Below are 16,474 nucleotides of genomic sequence, written 5' to 3'. Positions count from 1 at the left end.
GTTATCCTTTTATTCTCTTTTTTCGGTTGGTTTCGTAATCTTCAAAAATCATTTCTCCTAATCCCTTTAACCCTGTGTAAAAAGCTTTGCCTTGATTGGCATGGGTAAACTCTCTCACAAATTGCATAAGATATGGATCTTGAGCAATCATAAAGGTGGTAACCGGAATATGAAGTTTTCTGGCCTGTTGCGCCATCATGTAACATTTATTTACAATATGACGATCTAAACCATTACTATTTTTATAATACTGACCATCTGGCAAAATTAGGCAACTAGGTTTCCCGTCGGTAATCATAAAAATTTGTTTGTTGGTATTACGCTTTCTCCTTAGCATATCCATTGCCAATTGCAGTCCTGCAACGGTATTGGTATGATATGGTCCTACCTGCAGATATGGTAAATCTTTTATAGCAATGGGCCAGGCATCATTGCCAAAAACCAATATATCTAAGGTATCTTTTGGATATCTTGTGGTAATAAGTTCTGCAAGTGCCATAGCTACTTTTTTGGCAGGAGTAATTCTGTCCTCTCCATATAAAATCATACTGTGACTTATATCGATCATTAGTACAGTACTCATTTGCGCCTTAAATTGAGTTTCTTCTACAATTAGATCATCTTCGGTAAGATTCAGATCTCCTATACCGTGATTGATCTGAGCATTTTTAAGACTTTCGGTCATCGAAATTCTATCGAGAGCATCTCCATATTGATAATTTCGAAATTCTCCAGCATGCTCATCTCCTCTTCCGGTATAGTTTGTTCTATGATTTCCTGCTCCACTTCTTTTCAATTTTCCAAAAATCTGCTCCAACGCCCTTTTACGAATAGCCTGTTCTGTTTTTGCCGTAATTGATAACTTACCATTACCATCTGGTTTAATTTCTTCTTTTATATATCCTTTCTTTTTTAGGTCTTCAACAAAATCATCAAGCGTATAATCTTCATCTGTTAATTGGTACTCTTTATCCAACTCTTTCATCCAATCAAGCGCTTCATCAAGATCCCCGGAGGTATGAGTAATTATCTCTTGAAAAATATCAAAAAGCTTTTCAAATGGAGACTGCTCAGGAGCTTCATACTTTTTAAAGGTGAAACCTTTTTTAAATAGTTTTCTTTTCTCTTCCATAAGATAAAGTTAGTACATTTTACAGAAGATTAGAACACCTTGGTTATCGAAGCATATAGAATTAACATTTGTTTTGGAGAATTTTTATAAGGAAGCAGTCGTTCCAAAAATTTACTAGTATAAATCACAATACGAAACGATATCTCCTTAAAACCCCATACGATTATCTTATAGGTCTGAGAAGTCATTTTTAACTTTTACATCTTATTCTTACCTTATGAAAAACTTCACAAAACATTTTTACACATGAGGTATATTTTCATTATTACTCTATTATTAGCTACTATAGCTTGTTCAAAGAAGTCCCCTTTGCAGAATGCTTTATCTTCAGATAAAAAGATCATAAAAAAGGTAATGTCTGATCCTGAAGGTTTTGAAGTACAAGTATTGTTTACCCAAATCGATAGAGATAAAAATAATCTTCCTAGTTTTACAAATTATGAGTACCTGGTTAATGATAGCATTTATTTCTACCCAGCCAGTACCGTGAAGTTTCCCATTGCAATATTAGCACTAGAAAAATTAAAAGAACTAAAAGATCGAGGAACACCAATCGATAAAGAAACATTTTTCATTACCCAGAATGATACACTCTATTCAACGATAGCTAAAGAAATTACCAAAATTTTTGCAGTTAGCGATAATGGGGCTTATAACCGCTTGTTCGAGTTTTTAGGGCAAGATTACATCAATAAAAAATTGAAATCTAAAAAAATTACAGGAAGCATATCCCATCGGTTATCAGCTTTTCATTCTCATAATCCTCAAACACAATCTTTGATTTTTAAAAGTGAGCCACAAGATTCCACAGTACTTTATAGGCAAGAGGGCATAAAAAACAAAATACTCCCAAAATTAAATCTAAAAAAGGTATTAAAAGGTGACGGGTATATTTACAGAGATACGTTACTACAGAAACCTAAAGATTTTTCAGAAAAAAACTACCTCCCCATTACATCGTTACATGAAATGATGAAACGGCTACATTTCCCAGAGAATTTTGAATTTTCAGAACGTTTCAATCTCCAAGATAAAGATCATCAGTTTATCATAAAAACAATGAATATACTCCCTTATGAAGCTGGTTATGATCAAGAAAAATACTACGACAGCTACGGTAAATTTTTCATGTTTGGAGATCAAAAAGAAAAGATTCCTAGTCATTTCAAAATATATAATAAAGTGGGCTATGCCTATGGATATCTAACTGATTGTGCTTACATAAAAGATATCCAAAATGATATAGAATTCATCCTCACTGCTACCATTCACGTTAACCAAAACAGGATCTACAATGATAATAACTATGAATACGATGAGATTGGAATTCCTTTTTTAGCAGAGCTTGGAAGACAATTATATGAGCAGGAAAAACATAGAAAAAAGTAATTCTTATCGAAATATCCTTGTAGTTATTTACAATCAATTTTTAGTTTACTAATAAAAAATCAGCCTTAAAATGTTGCAAAACAATGAATTTTAAGAAAAATTGCATTTTTTTTAACAAAACAATACAATAAAAAGGCCAATTAAGCTTTAAATTTATAGTACCCCTTTATTAGATTTTTGTTAGAGCACTATCCAAATACAATTATGAACGCAAACACAAACCCGATGTAGTTGCATAGTATGTAGATCATAGTATGCGATTCAATTTTTTTTAGCATATGAAAAAACGCGTACTTTATTTAATTTTCTTTTCATCTTTTTTTATGTATCCCTCTATACCTTATGAGATACATTTTGAAACGGAATACCAAAACCAAAACCCTCGGGATAGAAAGCTTTCTCCCGAAGAAGTAAAACAAAGAGGTATAGATTTACTCGCCAATGAAATTGTTGAAAATATTGATCAAATAGATCTTAGACAAACAGCTAGATCTTCAATTTTTGAAACTTCCTATGGTTTTCGATGGAAAATGGTAAACCTACATACAGGAATGGTTATTATTATAAAAGTAGACAAAGATTTTAAACTTATTTCTGCACGAAACAAATACAATAAAAAGATAATGTCTCCTTAAGAATATTAAGATAGTAACGCTTTTACTTCATCATAACTTTCTTCATATTCCCAATAGATCACTCTATCGTAGGCATATTGTATCAAAATGTATTTTTCACTAACCGATAGAATTCTTTCTACCGCCACTAGTTTCTTTGCTGCCTTTTCTACCTGTACTTCTTCTTCAATTTCTGTATTTCTAGCATCGAACCCATGAACGATGATATGACTTTTTAAAGTAAGCTCTATAAATTTCATAATTCATATTTTATATCAAATGTACAGCTTTCACCTTAACACCCCTTTAAGATAATAGCATTTTCAATTTATTAACTTAGAGCCCAATAATTCAATCGATCAAAAAGTGTATAAAACTGTTCTTTTTTTTATTACTTTTTTTTATTGTACCGTAGGTATCCCTCAACATAACATCAAAGTTATACATACTGGAAATATGGGGGTCTATATTACCGATGGAGAATCTTCTGTGCTTATTGATGGATTACATGAAGAATATGGGCCAGATTATTTATTTCCTACTCCTGAAATTGTTACTAAAATTTCTTCGACGTATCGCCCTAACGCAATTTTATTTACACACAAACATGGAGATCATTTTAGCGAAAAACTTTCTAAAAATTATTTAAAATCGAATACAAAAGCTTTGATTTTTGGAGCTAACCAGATTACACAAAACTTCCAGGAGTTTAAAGAAAGAGTATATACGATTACTACCAAGAATTATCAAAAACAACCTCATAGTTTTGAATCGATTAAAATAACCGGTGTAAAAATTGATCATGCCGGAAAAAGACATCGTACTATTGAAAACGTAGGATACCTTATTGATTTTGATAACACAAAAATTCTACATGTGGGAGATACAGATTGGTTAGAAGAAATTAATTTGTTTCCACGATTACATCTAACAAAAGAATCTATAGATATTGCCATAGTACCCTATTGGATGTTGCTGCGAAAAGATGCTACCGAATTACTCAAAAAACATATCAACCCAAAATATTGCATTGCAACACACATTTCGCCAAGAATATCTCAAAATGATTTACAAGAATTAAAAAGAAAACACCCTAACATATATTTTCTTACAGCACTCGAACAACAAATACAACTATAATTAACTCTATTTACAAAATGAAAAAATTGCTCTTTCTTCTTCTCATTTATTCGATCTCTATAGTATCGGCCCAAGAATTCTCTATGGACCTCATAAAAGATGTCACTCCTAGAAATATAGGTCCGGGAGGTATGAGTGGTCGGGTTACCTCTATAGATGTGGTACATGAGAACCCCGATATCATTTATGCCGGAACAGCATCTGGTGGGCTGTGGAAATCTACATCGGGAGGTATCAAATGGGAACCCATTTTTGATAACGAAGCAACAGGATCTATAGGTGCTGTCGCCATACAACAATCTAATCCTTCTGTAATCTGGGTGGGAACCGGAGAAGGCAACCCAAGAAATAGTCTTAACGGAGGATATGGTATTTATCGTTCGTTAGACGGCGGAAAGAACTGGAAACTTATGGGACTTGAAAAAACTCGTCATATTCATCGAGTTATTATAGATCCTACAGATCCTAATACTGTATACGTTGCTGCTATTGGTTCTCCTTGGGGTGAGCACCCAGAAAGAGGAGTTTTTAAAACTACCGACGGTGGTGAAACCTGGAAGAAAATTTTATTTACCAATACTAAAACCGGAGCTGCAGACCTTGTTATGGACCCTAAAAACCCTAACAAATTAATTGCAGCACTTTGGGAACACAAACGTGACCCTTGGTTTTTTAAATCAGGAGGAAAAGGATCTGGACTCTACATTACCCATGACGGTGGAAAAACCTGGAAACAAAAAACCGATAAAGACGGTCTTCCCAAGGGAGATCTTGGTCGTATTGGTCTAGCCATTGCTCCTAACAAACCAGATATCATCTATGCCCTGGTTGAAGCCAAGAAAAATGCATTATACAAATCTGAAGATGGAGGATTTAATTGGAAAAAAGTTAATGATAAAAACGACATTGGTAACCGACCTTTTTATTATTCTGATATTTTTGTGGATCCCCAAAATGAAAACCGCGTATATTCTGTTTTTACTTATGTAAATGTTTCTGAAGACGGAGGTAAAAACTTTACTCAATTAATGCCTGCATACGGTGTAGATAATGGCGTACACCCTGATCACCATGCGTGGTGGATTCATCCTACAGATGGTAGTTTTATGATCGACGGAAACGATGGTGGATTAAATATTACCCGAGATGGCGGAAAATCATGGCGCTTTATTGGCAACCTTCCTGTAGCACAATTCTACCATATTAATGTAGATAATGAATTCCCATATAATGTATATGGAGGAATGCAGGATAACGGAAGTTGGAGAGGTCCGGCTTATGTTTGGAAATCGCAGGGAATTAGAAACTCATATTGGCAAGAAATCTCATTTGGAGATGGTTTTGATGTGGTACCCGATAAAGATGATTCGCAATATGGGTGGTCTATGAGTCAGCAGGGATTTGTAGTACGATACGATTGGAAAACTGGAAACAATTATATCGTAAGACCGATTCATCCCGATCCAAAAGTAAAACTCCGTTTTAACTGGAACTCTGGAATTAATATAGATCCTTTTAACAACAGTACTATCTACTTTGGAAGCCAGTTTGTACATAAAAGTACAGACAAAGGTCTTACTTGGGAGGTCATTTCTGATGATTTAACCACCAACGACCCAGAAAAACAAAAGCAATCAGAGAGTGGTGGCTTAACAATGGATGCTACCGGTGCCGAAAATCACTGTACTATCCTTGTGATAGAACCTTCTCCCCTAGAACAAAATATGCTATGGGCAGGAACCGACGACGGAAGAGTACATATCACTCAAAATGGAGGTAGTAGCTGGACCGATGTTTCTAAAAATATAAAAGGATTACCTAAAGGAAGTTGGATAGTACAGATCAAAGCTTCAAACAAACAAAAGGGTGAAGCTTTACTGGTTGCCAATGATTATAGACGATACAATTATACACCCTATGCTTTTAGAACCACAGATTATGGTAAAACCTGGAATCGAATTGTAGACCAAAACGATGTCACCAGCTATGCATTAAGCATTGTTGAAGATCCTATCGAGAAAAACTTATTGTTTTTGGGTACAGATGATGGATTGTACATCTCACTAGATGCTGGTGTGAAATGGACAAAATGGACTGAGGGGTTCCCAACCGTTTCTGTAAAGGATTTGGTAATTCAACCCCGAGAGCATGATTTGGTTATTGGCACTTTTGGTAGAGCAGCGTGGGTGTTAGACGATATTCGACCTTTACGAGCTCTTGCAAAAAACAAAGGTATCTTAAGTAAGAAATTACATGTTTTTGATCCTCCGGTAGCATATCAAGCTGCTTACCAACAGCCTACGGGCACTAGATTTGGTGGTGATGCACTCTACCAGGGAGAAAACAGAGATTATGGAGCGCTAATTTCTTATTATCTGAAAGTTGACAAAAAGGCTAAAGAAGAAGAAACTCCAAAAGATAAAGAAGAAAAGGCAGAGCCTAATGATGAAAATGAAGAGACTAAGGTAAAGTGGGATTCTATCTACCTAAAGGTATATGATGGTGATCGTTTGATTCGTACCTTAAAGCAAAAGACACCAGATTCTACTGGTCTTTACAAAATGCGATGGTTTATGGATGAAAAAGGAGTTGCGAATCCTTCTAGAAAAATCCAAAAGCAAAAAAGAGAACCAGGTGGTGTACAAGTAAAACCGGGTACGTACAAGTTAATGATTGAATATGGAGATCAAAAATCTGAAACCACAGTGCAAGTGCAATCAGACCCTAGATTAAAAGTTTCTCAAAAAAATATAGAAGAAACCTATGCTGCTGGTAAAGACCTGGAGAAAATGCGAAAAACGGCTTCAGACGCTGTAAAACAGCTTGTAGAAAGTAAAGATATTGCTGCTAAATTTCAAAAAGAGCTACAAAAACTGGATAAAAAGAAATACAAAGATCAAATTAAACTATCTAAAGAAGTTTCTAAAAAGATCGATAGTGTTATTGCTTATTACATAGGCAAAGAAGACAAGCGACAAGGAATTACCAGAAATCCAGAGGTAACAGTAATGCAACGTTTGGGCAATGCAGGTTTTTATGTAGGTTCTAGACAAAATGGACTTACCTCAACTGAGAATACCTTAATGAAGCAAGCTAAAGATGCATTAAAAGCAGCTTTAGAAAAGACAAATACGTTTTTTAACAAAGAATGGAAACCTTATAGAGAAGCTATCGAAAAACTTGATATTTCTCCATTCAAAGAAACCGAACAATTTAACATGGAATAACTAAAATGTAAATTATGAATAAATTAATTGTGCTTAGTTTATGCGCGCTTCTTTTGTTCTCCTGTAAAGAAGAAAAGAAAGAAGATGTCGCGCAACAACCTATCAAAATTGAACAATATTCTATTGAACAATTTATGGATAATGAAAATGCATTCTCCAATGGATTTTCGGCCGACAAATCTAAAGTTCTCATGACCAGCAATAGGTCCGGAATTTACAACATGTATACGGTACCTGTTGGAGGTGGTGAATTTACACCAGTAACTGCTTCAGATAGTTCGTCGGTATTTGGAATATCTTATTTCCCCGAAGATGATCGCATTCTTTTTAGAATGGACGGAAATGGAGATGAAATCTTTAAATTATTTGTGAAAGATGATTCAGGAATAAAAATACTAACTCCTGAAAAAAATGTAAGAGCGCTATTTAGAGGATGGGCAAAAGATGGGAAAAGTTTCTTTTATGGAAGCAATGAAAGAGACCCGAAGTTTATGGATCATTATGAAATGGATATCACCAATTTTGAGTCCAAAATGATCTACAAAAATGAAGACGGAATGGGTTTTGGTGGAATGTCTGCTGACCGTAATTATATTGCCTTAACCAAACCCATAAATACCAATGACAATGACTTGTATTTACTAAATACAAAAACGAATGAAAAAATTAAGGTGAATGATAGCATAAGTGGTAATTCTCCTCAAGATTTCTCTCCAGACGATAAAGTATTTTATTATACTACCGATGATAGTTCAGAATTTAGTTACCTAATGAAGTACAATCTGGAAGATGGTAGTAAAGAAAAAGTAGTAGAGAAAAAATGGGATATTAGTAGTTTCTATTTTACTAGAAATGGAAAGTATCAAGTAATGTTTACCAATGAAGATGCTAAAACCATTATGGCAGTTCATGATGTGGCTACCGGTAATCCTGTAGAATTTCCACAAATTAACAATCAACAAATTAATAGTGCAAGTTTCTCACGAGATGAATCTATGGCATTATTGCGTGTTGGTGGGTCTAATACCCCAGTTAATTCTTACTCATACGACTTAAGTACTAAAAAGTACAACCAGTTAACAGATGTTCTCAATAAAGACATCGATGCAGAACATCTTGTATCTGCAGAAGTTGTGCGTTACAAGTCTTTCGACGGATTAGAAATACCGGCTATTTACTATAAGCCAAAACAAGCCACAGCAGACAATAAAGTTCCTGCGTTGGTATGGGTACATGGTGGACCGGGAGGTCAATCAAGACAAGGTTTTAGCTCAACTATTCAATATTTAGTAAATCATGGTTATGCGATACTGGCAGTAAATAATCGCGGTAGTAGTGGTTATGGTAAAACATTTTATAAAATGGATGATCAAAACCATGGAGATAAAGATTTGAAAGATTGTATTGCAGGAAAAGATTGGTTAAAAACACAAGAAATTATTGATCCTACTAAAATTGGAATTATAGGAGGATCTTATGGAGGGTATATGACCATGGCAGCATTAACTTATGCGCCTGATGATTTTGAAGTTGGTGTAAATATTTTTGGAGTTACAAACTGGTTAAGAACCTTAAAAAGTATTCCGCCATGGTGGGAGTCTTTTAAAGATGCTTTATACACCGAAATGGGAGATCCAAATACTGCAGACTCTGTAAGGCTTAGAAAAATATCTCCATTATTCCATACAGAAAAAGTTAAGAAACCTCTTATAGTACTTCAGGGTGCGCAAGACCCAAGAGTATTAAAAGTAGAGTCTGATGAGATTGTTGAAGGTGTGAGAAAAAATGGAATTCCGGTAGAGTATGTTTTGTTTGAAGATGAAGGACATGGTTTTGTTAAGAAAGAAAATCAAATAGAAGCCTACGGAAGAGTCTTAAAGTTTTTAGACACTTATTTAAAAGGTAAAGATTCTGAAGTTATAAATGACGGTGCAACAAAATCTACCGAAATAGAAAAGGAATCTTAAAAATATTTTATTTTTGATATTTAAAGAGCGAGTATAACCCCGTTATGCCCGCTCTTAATTTTACACACAAACTATGACGATACACTCCTTAAAACGCACAACATTGAAACACTACTTTTTATTTTTCGCTTTAGTATTTACAGTTCTAGCTAGCTCTGCCCAAGAAACAGGCGAAGACGAGTGGGGAGCTTGGTATATGTATTTTGGAACCAATCAAGTAACCGATAAATTAAGTATTCACTCTGAAGCACAGTTTCGTTTTTATGAGGTTGGGTCTACCTTTAATCAACTATTATTACGTACCGGTTTAAATTATCATATCAATGATAATGCTATTGCCACTCTAGGATATGGGTATATAAATACCGATGGTACCTTTGAAGATATTCCTGGTGAAGAAAATAGTAATGAACATCGTATTTTTCAGCAGTTTATTCTTAAAAACAAAGTAGGTAAGTTCAAATTTGAGCATCGTTATCGTTTAGAACAACGATTTATAAGCACTCAAGCCGATGATTTCACAGAACATCGCGCACGATACAGATTACAACTCACCTACCCGCTTAACGAAAAATGGTTTTTAAATGTATATGACGAAGTTTTTATCAACTTGCAGGAACCTATTTTTGGGCAAAATCGTTTGTATGGTGCTGTTGGATACAATGTAAAAAACAACCTAAGCATACAATTCGGGTATCTAAAAAACCATTTTACCGGAATTAATTTTGACCGATTACAGTTAGGAGTATTCTTTAATACCGACTTTAGAAAAAAAGAACAACAGTAATGAGTTTTAAAGAAAAACGACCCGCTCTTCTACTTGTAGATATACAAAAGGGATTTGAAGATATCGCATATTGGGGAGGAGAACGCAATAACCTTGATGCCGAAAAACAAATGGAAACGCTTCTTACCTTATGGAGGGCACAAGAATTACCTGTTTTTCATATCAAACATTGTTCTACAACTGCTGAGTCTCCTTTACGAAAAGGTAATACGGGTAATGATTTTATGGATTTTAATACTCCACGAAGCGGTGAGCCCATTGTAGAAAAAGAAGTGAATAGTGCATTTATAGGTACCGATCTTAAATCGCAACTAGAAGCACAGGATATAGATATATTGGTCATTGTTGGATTAACCACAGATCATTGCGTATCTACAACTACTAGAATGGCTGGCAATTTTGGGTTTAAGACCTATTTGGTAGAGGATGCGGTAGCTACTTTTAATAAAACGGGTGCAAATGGTGAACACTATAGCGCACAGCTAATTCATGATACGGCAATTGCAAGTTTGAAAGATGAATTTGCAGAAATAGTCTCCACAGAGAAGATGAAACATATGATTTTAGATTGAACTTAAAATAAGTTCGTCAAAAAAGAACGATATAGAAGATCACAAAAACAATAAGAAAGGTTATTCCTAAAATCAGTTTGTTTTGTTGATCTTCTTTTTGTTTCTTTCTTCTAAACTCTTCTTTGAATTTGTCTAATTCTTCTTCAGAAACTTTCTTGAATTCGGGTTTGTCAGTATCAAGAACATCTTTAAACCGCTCATGGTTTTCTTTAAGAGATCTGCTTTTTCCTAATTGTTTTCTGTTAGATTGTACAGATTTCATCATTTCTCTTCCAGGTCCAAATCCAAATGCCATAGTTAGTAGTTTTAAAATCAAGCAAATATACAGTTTACATTAAAACCATTAAGATATTTTTTCTATATACTGTGTAGGAGTCATTTGGGTTATTTTTTTAAAAGCACGGTAAAAACTTGTCTTACTGGTGTACCCACATTCTTCACCTATTGCTTGTACAGATATTTTTTCTAACGCTCCAGATCTCAACATTTCCTTAGCTTTTTCAATACGATGCTTATTTACAATTTCATAAAAACTAGAGTTCATATTTTCATTAAGCACCTGTGAGATATGATGAGATGGCACCTGAATAGTCTTAGCCAGATCTGCAATTTTAAGATTAGGATTTAAATATTGTCCCTCTTCAGCAAAAAAAGCTTTTATCTGGTTTTCGATGCTAGCAGACTCTTGTAAAGACAAAGGTGAAGTTTTATATTTTTTCGCATCCAGTACAGGCAATATTTGTTTGATATCTACAATCCAATATCCCAATAATAAAACGGTTATAGACATGAGTCCCGCCAAAACAATTTCTGTAGTAATTGCAGATGCCCCTGTTAGCAAAAAACCGGTTTGCAATACAATTTCAGAAAATGCTAAAGCTGCCAATAGCATACTAAACCGTTTTAATAATATACTATTCTTTTTATCTCTTTTATAAATATACATAAATGCAAATACCGCATATGCAAATAGCACTACCAGATGCAAACTTGCTTGCAACCAATCTAAAAATGCAACTGGACCATTAGGCAAAATATCATAATAATAGGCTATAATTTCTTGTTTTTGAGCGGTATTTTGAAAATATCTGGGCAAAAAAAGAATAAACATCAACAAAAACGGTAAAAAATGAAAGTAGTCTTTGCGTTTAAGCTGAAATGAAGATACTCCATACCCTTTTACAAACAGATAAAAACATGGTCCTACCAAATATAGTAACGGAAACCCAATACCGAAAAGATGAGGCCATTGCTTTATTAATTGAGTAGTAAACAGCAGATACGTAAACAAATGCTGAATTAACCCCAAGAGTGCCATGGCTAGAAAATATCTAGAAACTTGTAACGAAGTACTTTTTAGCACTACCAAAATGATAAAGCACCCTATCAAAATCACACCTCCTAACAAAAAGGTAATTACAAAAGCAAAAGACTCAATACTGTTCATACTTTAAAAATAGTACTCCTTAATTAAATGAGAAAACCCACGGCCAAGTAATCACACAAAAAAGAGTTTCAATTAATTGAGAGGTCCCTATTCATGAGATATTGCTTCAATTTAGGGAGTACTTTTATATTCATAAAAACGAATAATTATGATACGCAAAATTTTAAAAGGACTCGCACTTTTCTTAGTAGTAGATATTGTGCTTTTATTGACCTATGGATTTATTCAATACCCAAAAGCAAAAGGTGAACAACACTTTACTGCTCAACGTATAATTTATGCTCCAAAAGCGCAAGTTTGGGATATAATCTCAGACGTAGGTAACTATCATGAAGTAACAGCTCCCAATATTGATCATGTAGAAATAGTCAAAGGGCAAGGTTTAGGAATGAAAAGAGTGTGTAGCGCTCCAGATGGATCGAGCTGGGAAGAAACCTGTACCTTATGGAACCCTGGTAAAGAGTTTCAATTTAAAGTAAATACAGAGCGTAACGACTATCCTTTTCCGTTAAAATCTCTATCTGGCTCTTGGAAAGTTGAGACTGTAAGCCCTTTTCAGACAAGGTTAATCTTAGATTTCACTTATGAATTCACAAATCCTTTCCTAAGTGGTTATTTCCTTTCTATGGGTACAAAACAAGCAGAAAAAGACACCGAGTTTTTATTAGATAACTGGCAAAAACTTGCCGAAAATTCAAACCAATCTACTTCATCCTTATGAAATGAGTTACAACAATTAAGTTGATATCACACACATCATTATTCATAAATCATATGCGATTAATGAAAGCCAAACTTATGTGATCACGATATTAATGTGTCACATAAGTTTGTTTTATCAACCTGTTTTTAATTATACTTTTTTAGCCAGGAAAGAATATTCTCGGTTTCATAGTGCACTGTATGACCTTCATTAACGATATGATACTGAAAGCTCTTTTTATTCTTAAGTTTATCAATTACATCATAGGCATGAGAAACGGGAACTATCTTATCGTTTTTTCCATGAATTAACAACATATGATTCTGATATCGTTCTACAAAATGTATAGGAGAACTTTTAATCATCTTCTCTCTTATAGACGAGAGAGGAAGCTTCTTACTTAAAAACTGATATTTATATTGCTTCGGGAATCTATAGTACATTTCTTTAGAAAAGAAATTTGTAGGCCCAGCTATGGATATCACTGCATTAATGTTGGGGTTTCTTATTCCCATAAGTAGTGCAACTGTTCCTCCACGACTTACTCCTCCTACCACTACTCTTTCTAAATCAACGCCTTTGCATTCGGTTTTAGCTACTTCGAGCAATCGTAACGCATCATCGGTAGCACCATCAAAAGCATCTCCAAAAAAGCCATCAGAACAATATCGGTGTCCATTGGCAACAAGAGACTGACCTCTAAAAGAGGGAATGACAATAAAATAACTCTTCATTCGCATATATATCGAACCCAAATTTCTAATATCTACTGATGGATTTGATTGATCAAGACCGTTGGCCCAAAGTAGCAGAGGATATGATTTTGTTTCATCAAAGTCTTCCGGAAACAAGATCGCACCATAATGTTTTTGTTCGTTTATCTGATGTCGAACGATGAGTAACATTCTACCCTGATAATACGCACTTTTATTTACAATTACATAATCATCACTCTTGATGGAAAAATTATCCCAATATCTATAAATTCTGTTGATTTCGATGCTATCTGCAGGCTTATATAGGGTATCAAGATCAATATCATCATTAATATGAATCTGATCATAGTTAATTCGAGCTTTACACTTACAATAATCGCTTCGAGAATACAAAATAAAAGCAAGTAATAAAGCACCACAAATAAATACTGCTATTTTAATTCTAGGCCCCAAAAAAGTTGTTCTTTACAACCATAAGTTACTTATTTACAAGGATTAAAATATAAATATCAAAAAAACTTATCATAAATATGTAAACAATCTTATCATATTTCTTTAACATATTTTTAATACCCCTGTTCTGTATTTTCGACCAAAAAAATTCGACATTACTAAAAAATAAATAACATGAGCCTATCCAAAATCACTTTTACCAATGCAGAGGGTCAAAAACTTTCTGGTCGTTTAGAGTTACCTGTAGATCAACACCCACATAACTTTGCACTTTTTGCACACTGTTTTACCTGTAACAAAAATTTAGGAGCAGTTAGAAATATAAGTCGAGGACTTACATCACAAGGGTTTGGTGTGTTACGATTTGATTTTACTGGTTTAGGAGAAAGTGAAGGTGATTTTGCAGATACGAATTTCTCGGGTAATGTAGAAGATTTAATCGCAGCTGCCAACTTTTTGAAAGAAGAGTACCAAGCCCCTACTCTTATTATTGGGCACTCACTTGGAGGTGCTGCTGCAATTTTTGCTGCCTCTCAAATCGAATCGATCAAAGCGGTGGCTACTGTGGGAGCTCCTTCTAATCCCAAACATGTTACACATTTATTAAAAAGCGGTTTGGACGAAATTGAAGCTACCGGAAAAGCAGTGGTTAACTTAAGTGGACGAGATTTTACCATCAAAAAACAATTTATAGAAGATCTAGAAACTAAATCTCTACCTGAAGTTGCCAAAAATTTAAACAAAGCGCTTCTGGTAATGCATTCACCGCAAGACACAACGGTTGGTATTATTAACGCTGAAGAGATTTACCATGCTGCAAAACATCCAAAAAGTTTTGTAACCTTAGACGGGGCCGATCATTTATTAATGAATAAAAAAGATTCTGTATATGTTGGGAAAGTTATTGCCGGATGGTCATCTAGATATGTTGAAATACCTGAAACTCCTAAAATTAACAGTCAACATCATGTTGTAGCGAGTCTAGACGATGCAGAAGGATATACAACACAAATGAAAGTTGGGAATCATTATATGGTAGCCGATGAACCGGAAAGTGTTGGAGGTAATGATTTTGGACCTTCTCCTTATGAATTAGTGTCGGCTGGGTTATCTGCCTGTACGGCAATGACCATAAAAATGTATGTTTCTCGCAAAGGATGGGATTTACAAAATGTCGAAGTACATACAAGCTATGGTAAAGCACATGCTGTAGATTGTGAAAATTGTGAAGATCCAACAGCGAAGATCGATACTTTTGACAGAGAAATTAAACTAGAGGGTAATCTGGATGAAAAACAAATTCAGAGAATTTTACAGATCGCAGATAAATGCCCTGTTCACAAGACCTTGCATAGTGAGACTCAGGTAATCACTAAACTAATCCAATAACAACATAAAAATTAAATCGTTGTACCCTTTTTGTAACACTATCCCATTTTTCACATCTTTACGGTATGTATAAATTTCTATTGCTCTGCATACTATCGATAAATCATGGGAATAGCATGAATTTTAAATCTGACTTCTTTGAATCTCAAAAAGATTCTTCAAAGGTAGATTTAAGGTTAAAAATAATTGCTGTAGCAGAGAGTACGAATTTATATGCTATCAACTATACATATGCTCCTCTTTTATTGTCTTTATCCTTAAAGACAAATGACTCCATAATCAAAGAATCTGTGATTTCTCCAAAAGATAGTGTATTGATTATGTCTTGGACAGATACAAATAAAGAGCTTATACGACAACAGTTTAATACATCGTATAAGGCCAAATATTTTATTGGTGATCCCTACAATATTCATCCGGATAAAAAGTACCTCTATAGGTTACCTTTTAAAAAAAATAAGAAATATAGGGTCTCTCAGGGGTACCATGGTAAACACTCTCATCACAAAGAAACTTCGAGATATGCTATAGATTTTCAACTGGAAATTGGAGAACCGGTATATGCCGCTCGAGAAGGATTGGTCGTAAAAGTAGTAGATAAATTTAAAGAATCTGGAGGCATAGAATTCTTGCATCACGCAAATCGAATTATAATCCTACACAACGATGGTACAACTGCCTATTATGTACATTTAGATTATAAAGGTGTATTAGTAAACGAAGGTGATCAGGTAATTAAGGGGCAACACCTTGGGTATTCAGGTTTAACAGGATATACCAAAGGCCCACACCTTCATTTTGTAGTGCGAAAAGAGAGAGATATTGCTATTCCCATATATTTTGAAGGATATGAAGGTCAGGAATTAAAACAAGGAAAAAAATATAAAGTTTTAGAAAAATAAAAAACCGTTACTCTGGATACAGAAGTAACGGTTTTT

15 protein-coding genes are annotated in these 16,474 nt (G+C 34.4%); 10 read left to right on the top strand and 5 right to left on the bottom strand.

Going from position 1 to position 16,474, the window contains the following annotated elements; genetic code table 11:
- Position 1: 1 nt before the first annotated feature.
- A complete protein-coding gene (locus M0D21_RS15180) occupies positions 2-1,132 on the bottom strand; it encodes a vWA domain-containing protein (RefSeq protein ID WP_248331015.1) in 1,131 nt (376 codons plus the stop codon).
- Positions 1,133-1,378: 246 nt separating this feature from the next.
- Between M0D21_RS15180 and M0D21_RS15175 the strand changes: the two genes are divergently transcribed.
- Both M0D21_RS15175 and M0D21_RS15170 read left to right on the top strand, forming a co-directional pair.
- Positions 1,379-2,521, top strand: coding sequence for a serine hydrolase (locus M0D21_RS15175; RefSeq protein WP_248331013.1), 1,143 nt, complete (start codon positions 1,379-1,381; stop codon positions 2,519-2,521).
- A 278-nt stretch (positions 2,522-2,799) separates the two neighbouring features.
- Positions 2,800-3,156 (top strand): hypothetical protein, encoded by a 357-nt coding sequence (locus M0D21_RS15170; RefSeq protein WP_248331011.1) that lies wholly within the window; start codon positions 2,800-2,802, stop codon positions 3,154-3,156.
- A gap of 5 nt (positions 3,157-3,161) precedes the next feature.
- Here M0D21_RS15170 and M0D21_RS15165 read toward each other — a convergent pair whose 3' ends face one another.
- Positions 3,162-3,395, bottom strand: a complete 234-nt coding sequence (locus M0D21_RS15165; RefSeq protein ID WP_248331009.1) for a hypothetical protein — start codon at positions 3,393-3,395, stop codon at positions 3,162-3,164.
- Between the two features lie 196 nt (positions 3,396-3,591).
- Here M0D21_RS15165 and M0D21_RS15160 point away from each other — a divergent pair, with 196 nt between their 5' ends.
- From M0D21_RS15160 to M0D21_RS15140, 5 genes are all read left to right on the top strand, one after another.
- Positions 3,592-4,275: an MBL fold metallo-hydrolase gene (locus M0D21_RS15160; protein WP_248331007.1), complete on the top strand. Its 684-nt coding sequence runs from the start codon at positions 3,592-3,594 to the stop codon at positions 4,273-4,275.
- A 17-nt stretch (positions 4,276-4,292) separates the two neighbouring features.
- Entirely contained in the window at positions 4,293-7,502 is a 3,210-nt protein-coding gene (locus tag M0D21_RS15155) for a WD40/YVTN/BNR-like repeat-containing protein (protein ID WP_248331005.1), read from the top strand.
- A gap of 14 nt (positions 7,503-7,516) precedes the next feature.
- Entirely contained in the window at positions 7,517-9,469 is a 1,953-nt protein-coding gene (locus M0D21_RS15150; RefSeq protein ID WP_248331003.1) for a S9 family peptidase, read from the top strand.
- A gap of 103 nt (positions 9,470-9,572) precedes the next feature.
- Positions 9,573-10,256, top strand: a complete 684-nt coding sequence (locus M0D21_RS15145; RefSeq protein WP_248331001.1) for a DUF2490 domain-containing protein — start codon at positions 9,573-9,575, stop codon at positions 10,254-10,256.
- On the top strand, positions 10,256-10,828 hold the full coding sequence (locus M0D21_RS15140; protein WP_248330999.1) for a cysteine hydrolase family protein: 573 nt from the start codon (positions 10,256-10,258) through the stop codon (positions 10,826-10,828). Before M0D21_RS15145 ends, M0D21_RS15140 begins: the two co-directional genes overlap by 1 nt.
- A gap of 16 nt (positions 10,829-10,844) precedes the next feature.
- Here M0D21_RS15140 and M0D21_RS15135 read toward each other — a convergent pair whose 3' ends face one another.
- Both M0D21_RS15135 and M0D21_RS15130 read right to left on the bottom strand, forming a co-directional pair.
- Positions 10,845-11,123 carry a hypothetical protein gene (locus tag M0D21_RS15135; RefSeq protein ID WP_248330997.1) on the bottom strand — a complete coding sequence of 93 codons (279 nt, stop codon included), beginning with the start codon at positions 11,121-11,123 and terminating at the stop codon, positions 10,845-10,847.
- A gap of 48 nt (positions 11,124-11,171) precedes the next feature.
- Positions 11,172-12,275 (bottom strand): helix-turn-helix domain-containing protein, encoded by a 1,104-nt coding sequence (locus M0D21_RS15130; protein ID WP_248330995.1) that lies wholly within the window; start codon positions 12,273-12,275, stop codon positions 11,172-11,174.
- Positions 12,276-12,423: 148 nt separating this feature from the next.
- On the opposite strand from M0D21_RS15130, the gene M0D21_RS15125 reads away from it, so the two are divergent.
- Complete coding sequence (locus M0D21_RS15125; protein ID WP_248330993.1) at positions 12,424-12,996, top strand: type II toxin-antitoxin system RatA family toxin; 573 nt, start codon at positions 12,424-12,426, stop codon at positions 12,994-12,996.
- Positions 12,997-13,124: 128 nt separating this feature from the next.
- On the opposite strand, the gene M0D21_RS15120 is transcribed toward M0D21_RS15125, so the two are convergent.
- Entirely contained in the window at positions 13,125-14,147 is a 1,023-nt protein-coding gene (locus M0D21_RS15120; RefSeq protein WP_248330991.1) for an alpha/beta hydrolase family protein, read from the bottom strand.
- Between the two features lie 174 nt (positions 14,148-14,321).
- On the opposite strand from M0D21_RS15120, the gene M0D21_RS15115 reads away from it, so the two are divergent.
- Positions 14,322-15,536 carry a bifunctional alpha/beta hydrolase/OsmC family protein gene (locus M0D21_RS15115; protein ID WP_248330989.1) on the top strand — a complete coding sequence of 405 codons (1,215 nt, stop codon included), beginning with the start codon at positions 14,322-14,324 and terminating at the stop codon, positions 15,534-15,536.
- Positions 15,537-15,652: 116 nt separating this feature from the next.
- Positions 15,653-16,438 carry a M23 family metallopeptidase gene (locus tag M0D21_RS15110; protein WP_248330987.1) on the top strand — a complete coding sequence of 262 codons (786 nt, stop codon included), beginning with the start codon at positions 15,653-15,655 and terminating at the stop codon, positions 16,436-16,438.
- Positions 16,439-16,474 lie beyond the last annotated feature (36 nt).

The organism is Aquimarina acroporae (assembly GCF_023195925.1).
Taxonomy (GTDB): Bacteria; Bacteroidota; Bacteroidia; order Flavobacteriales; family Flavobacteriaceae; genus Aquimarina; species Aquimarina acroporae.
This window is presented reverse-complemented; position numbering and strand designations above follow the sequence as displayed.

Excerpts from the sequence above, each read along its gene's own strand:
- M0D21_RS15180 (WP_248331015.1), bottom strand. The coding sequence starts at position 1,132 with ATGGAAGAGAAAAGAAAACTATTTAAAAAAGGTTTCACCTTTAAAAAG.
- M0D21_RS15175 (WP_248331013.1), top strand. The coding sequence starts at position 1,379 with ATGAGGTATATTTTCATTATTACTCTATTATTAGCTACTATAGCTTGT.
- M0D21_RS15170 (WP_248331011.1), top strand. The coding sequence starts at position 2,800 with ATGAAAAAACGCGTACTTTATTTAATTTTCTTTTCATCTTTTTTTATG.
- M0D21_RS15165 (WP_248331009.1), bottom strand. The coding sequence starts at position 3,395 with ATGAAATTTATAGAGCTTACTTTAAAAAGTCATATCATCGTTCATGGG.
- M0D21_RS15160 (WP_248331007.1), top strand. The coding sequence starts at position 3,592 with ATGGGGGTCTATATTACCGATGGAGAATCTTCTGTGCTTATTGATGGA.
- M0D21_RS15155 (WP_248331005.1), top strand. The coding sequence starts at position 4,293 with ATGAAAAAATTGCTCTTTCTTCTTCTCATTTATTCGATCTCTATAGTA.
- M0D21_RS15150 (WP_248331003.1), top strand. The coding sequence starts at position 7,517 with ATGAATAAATTAATTGTGCTTAGTTTATGCGCGCTTCTTTTGTTCTCC.
- M0D21_RS15140 (WP_248330999.1), top strand. The coding sequence starts at position 10,256 with ATGAGTTTTAAAGAAAAACGACCCGCTCTTCTACTTGTAGATATACAA.
- M0D21_RS15135 (WP_248330997.1), bottom strand. The coding sequence starts at position 11,123 with ATGGCATTTGGATTTGGACCTGGAAGAGAAATGATGAAATCTGTACAA.
- M0D21_RS15130 (WP_248330995.1), bottom strand. The coding sequence starts at position 12,275 with ATGAACAGTATTGAGTCTTTTGCTTTTGTAATTACCTTTTTGTTAGGA.
- M0D21_RS15125 (WP_248330993.1), top strand. The coding sequence starts at position 12,424 with ATGATACGCAAAATTTTAAAAGGACTCGCACTTTTCTTAGTAGTAGAT.
- M0D21_RS15115 (WP_248330989.1), top strand. The coding sequence starts at position 14,322 with ATGAGCCTATCCAAAATCACTTTTACCAATGCAGAGGGTCAAAAACTT.
- M0D21_RS15110 (WP_248330987.1), top strand. The coding sequence starts at position 15,653 with ATGAATTTTAAATCTGACTTCTTTGAATCTCAAAAAGATTCTTCAAAG.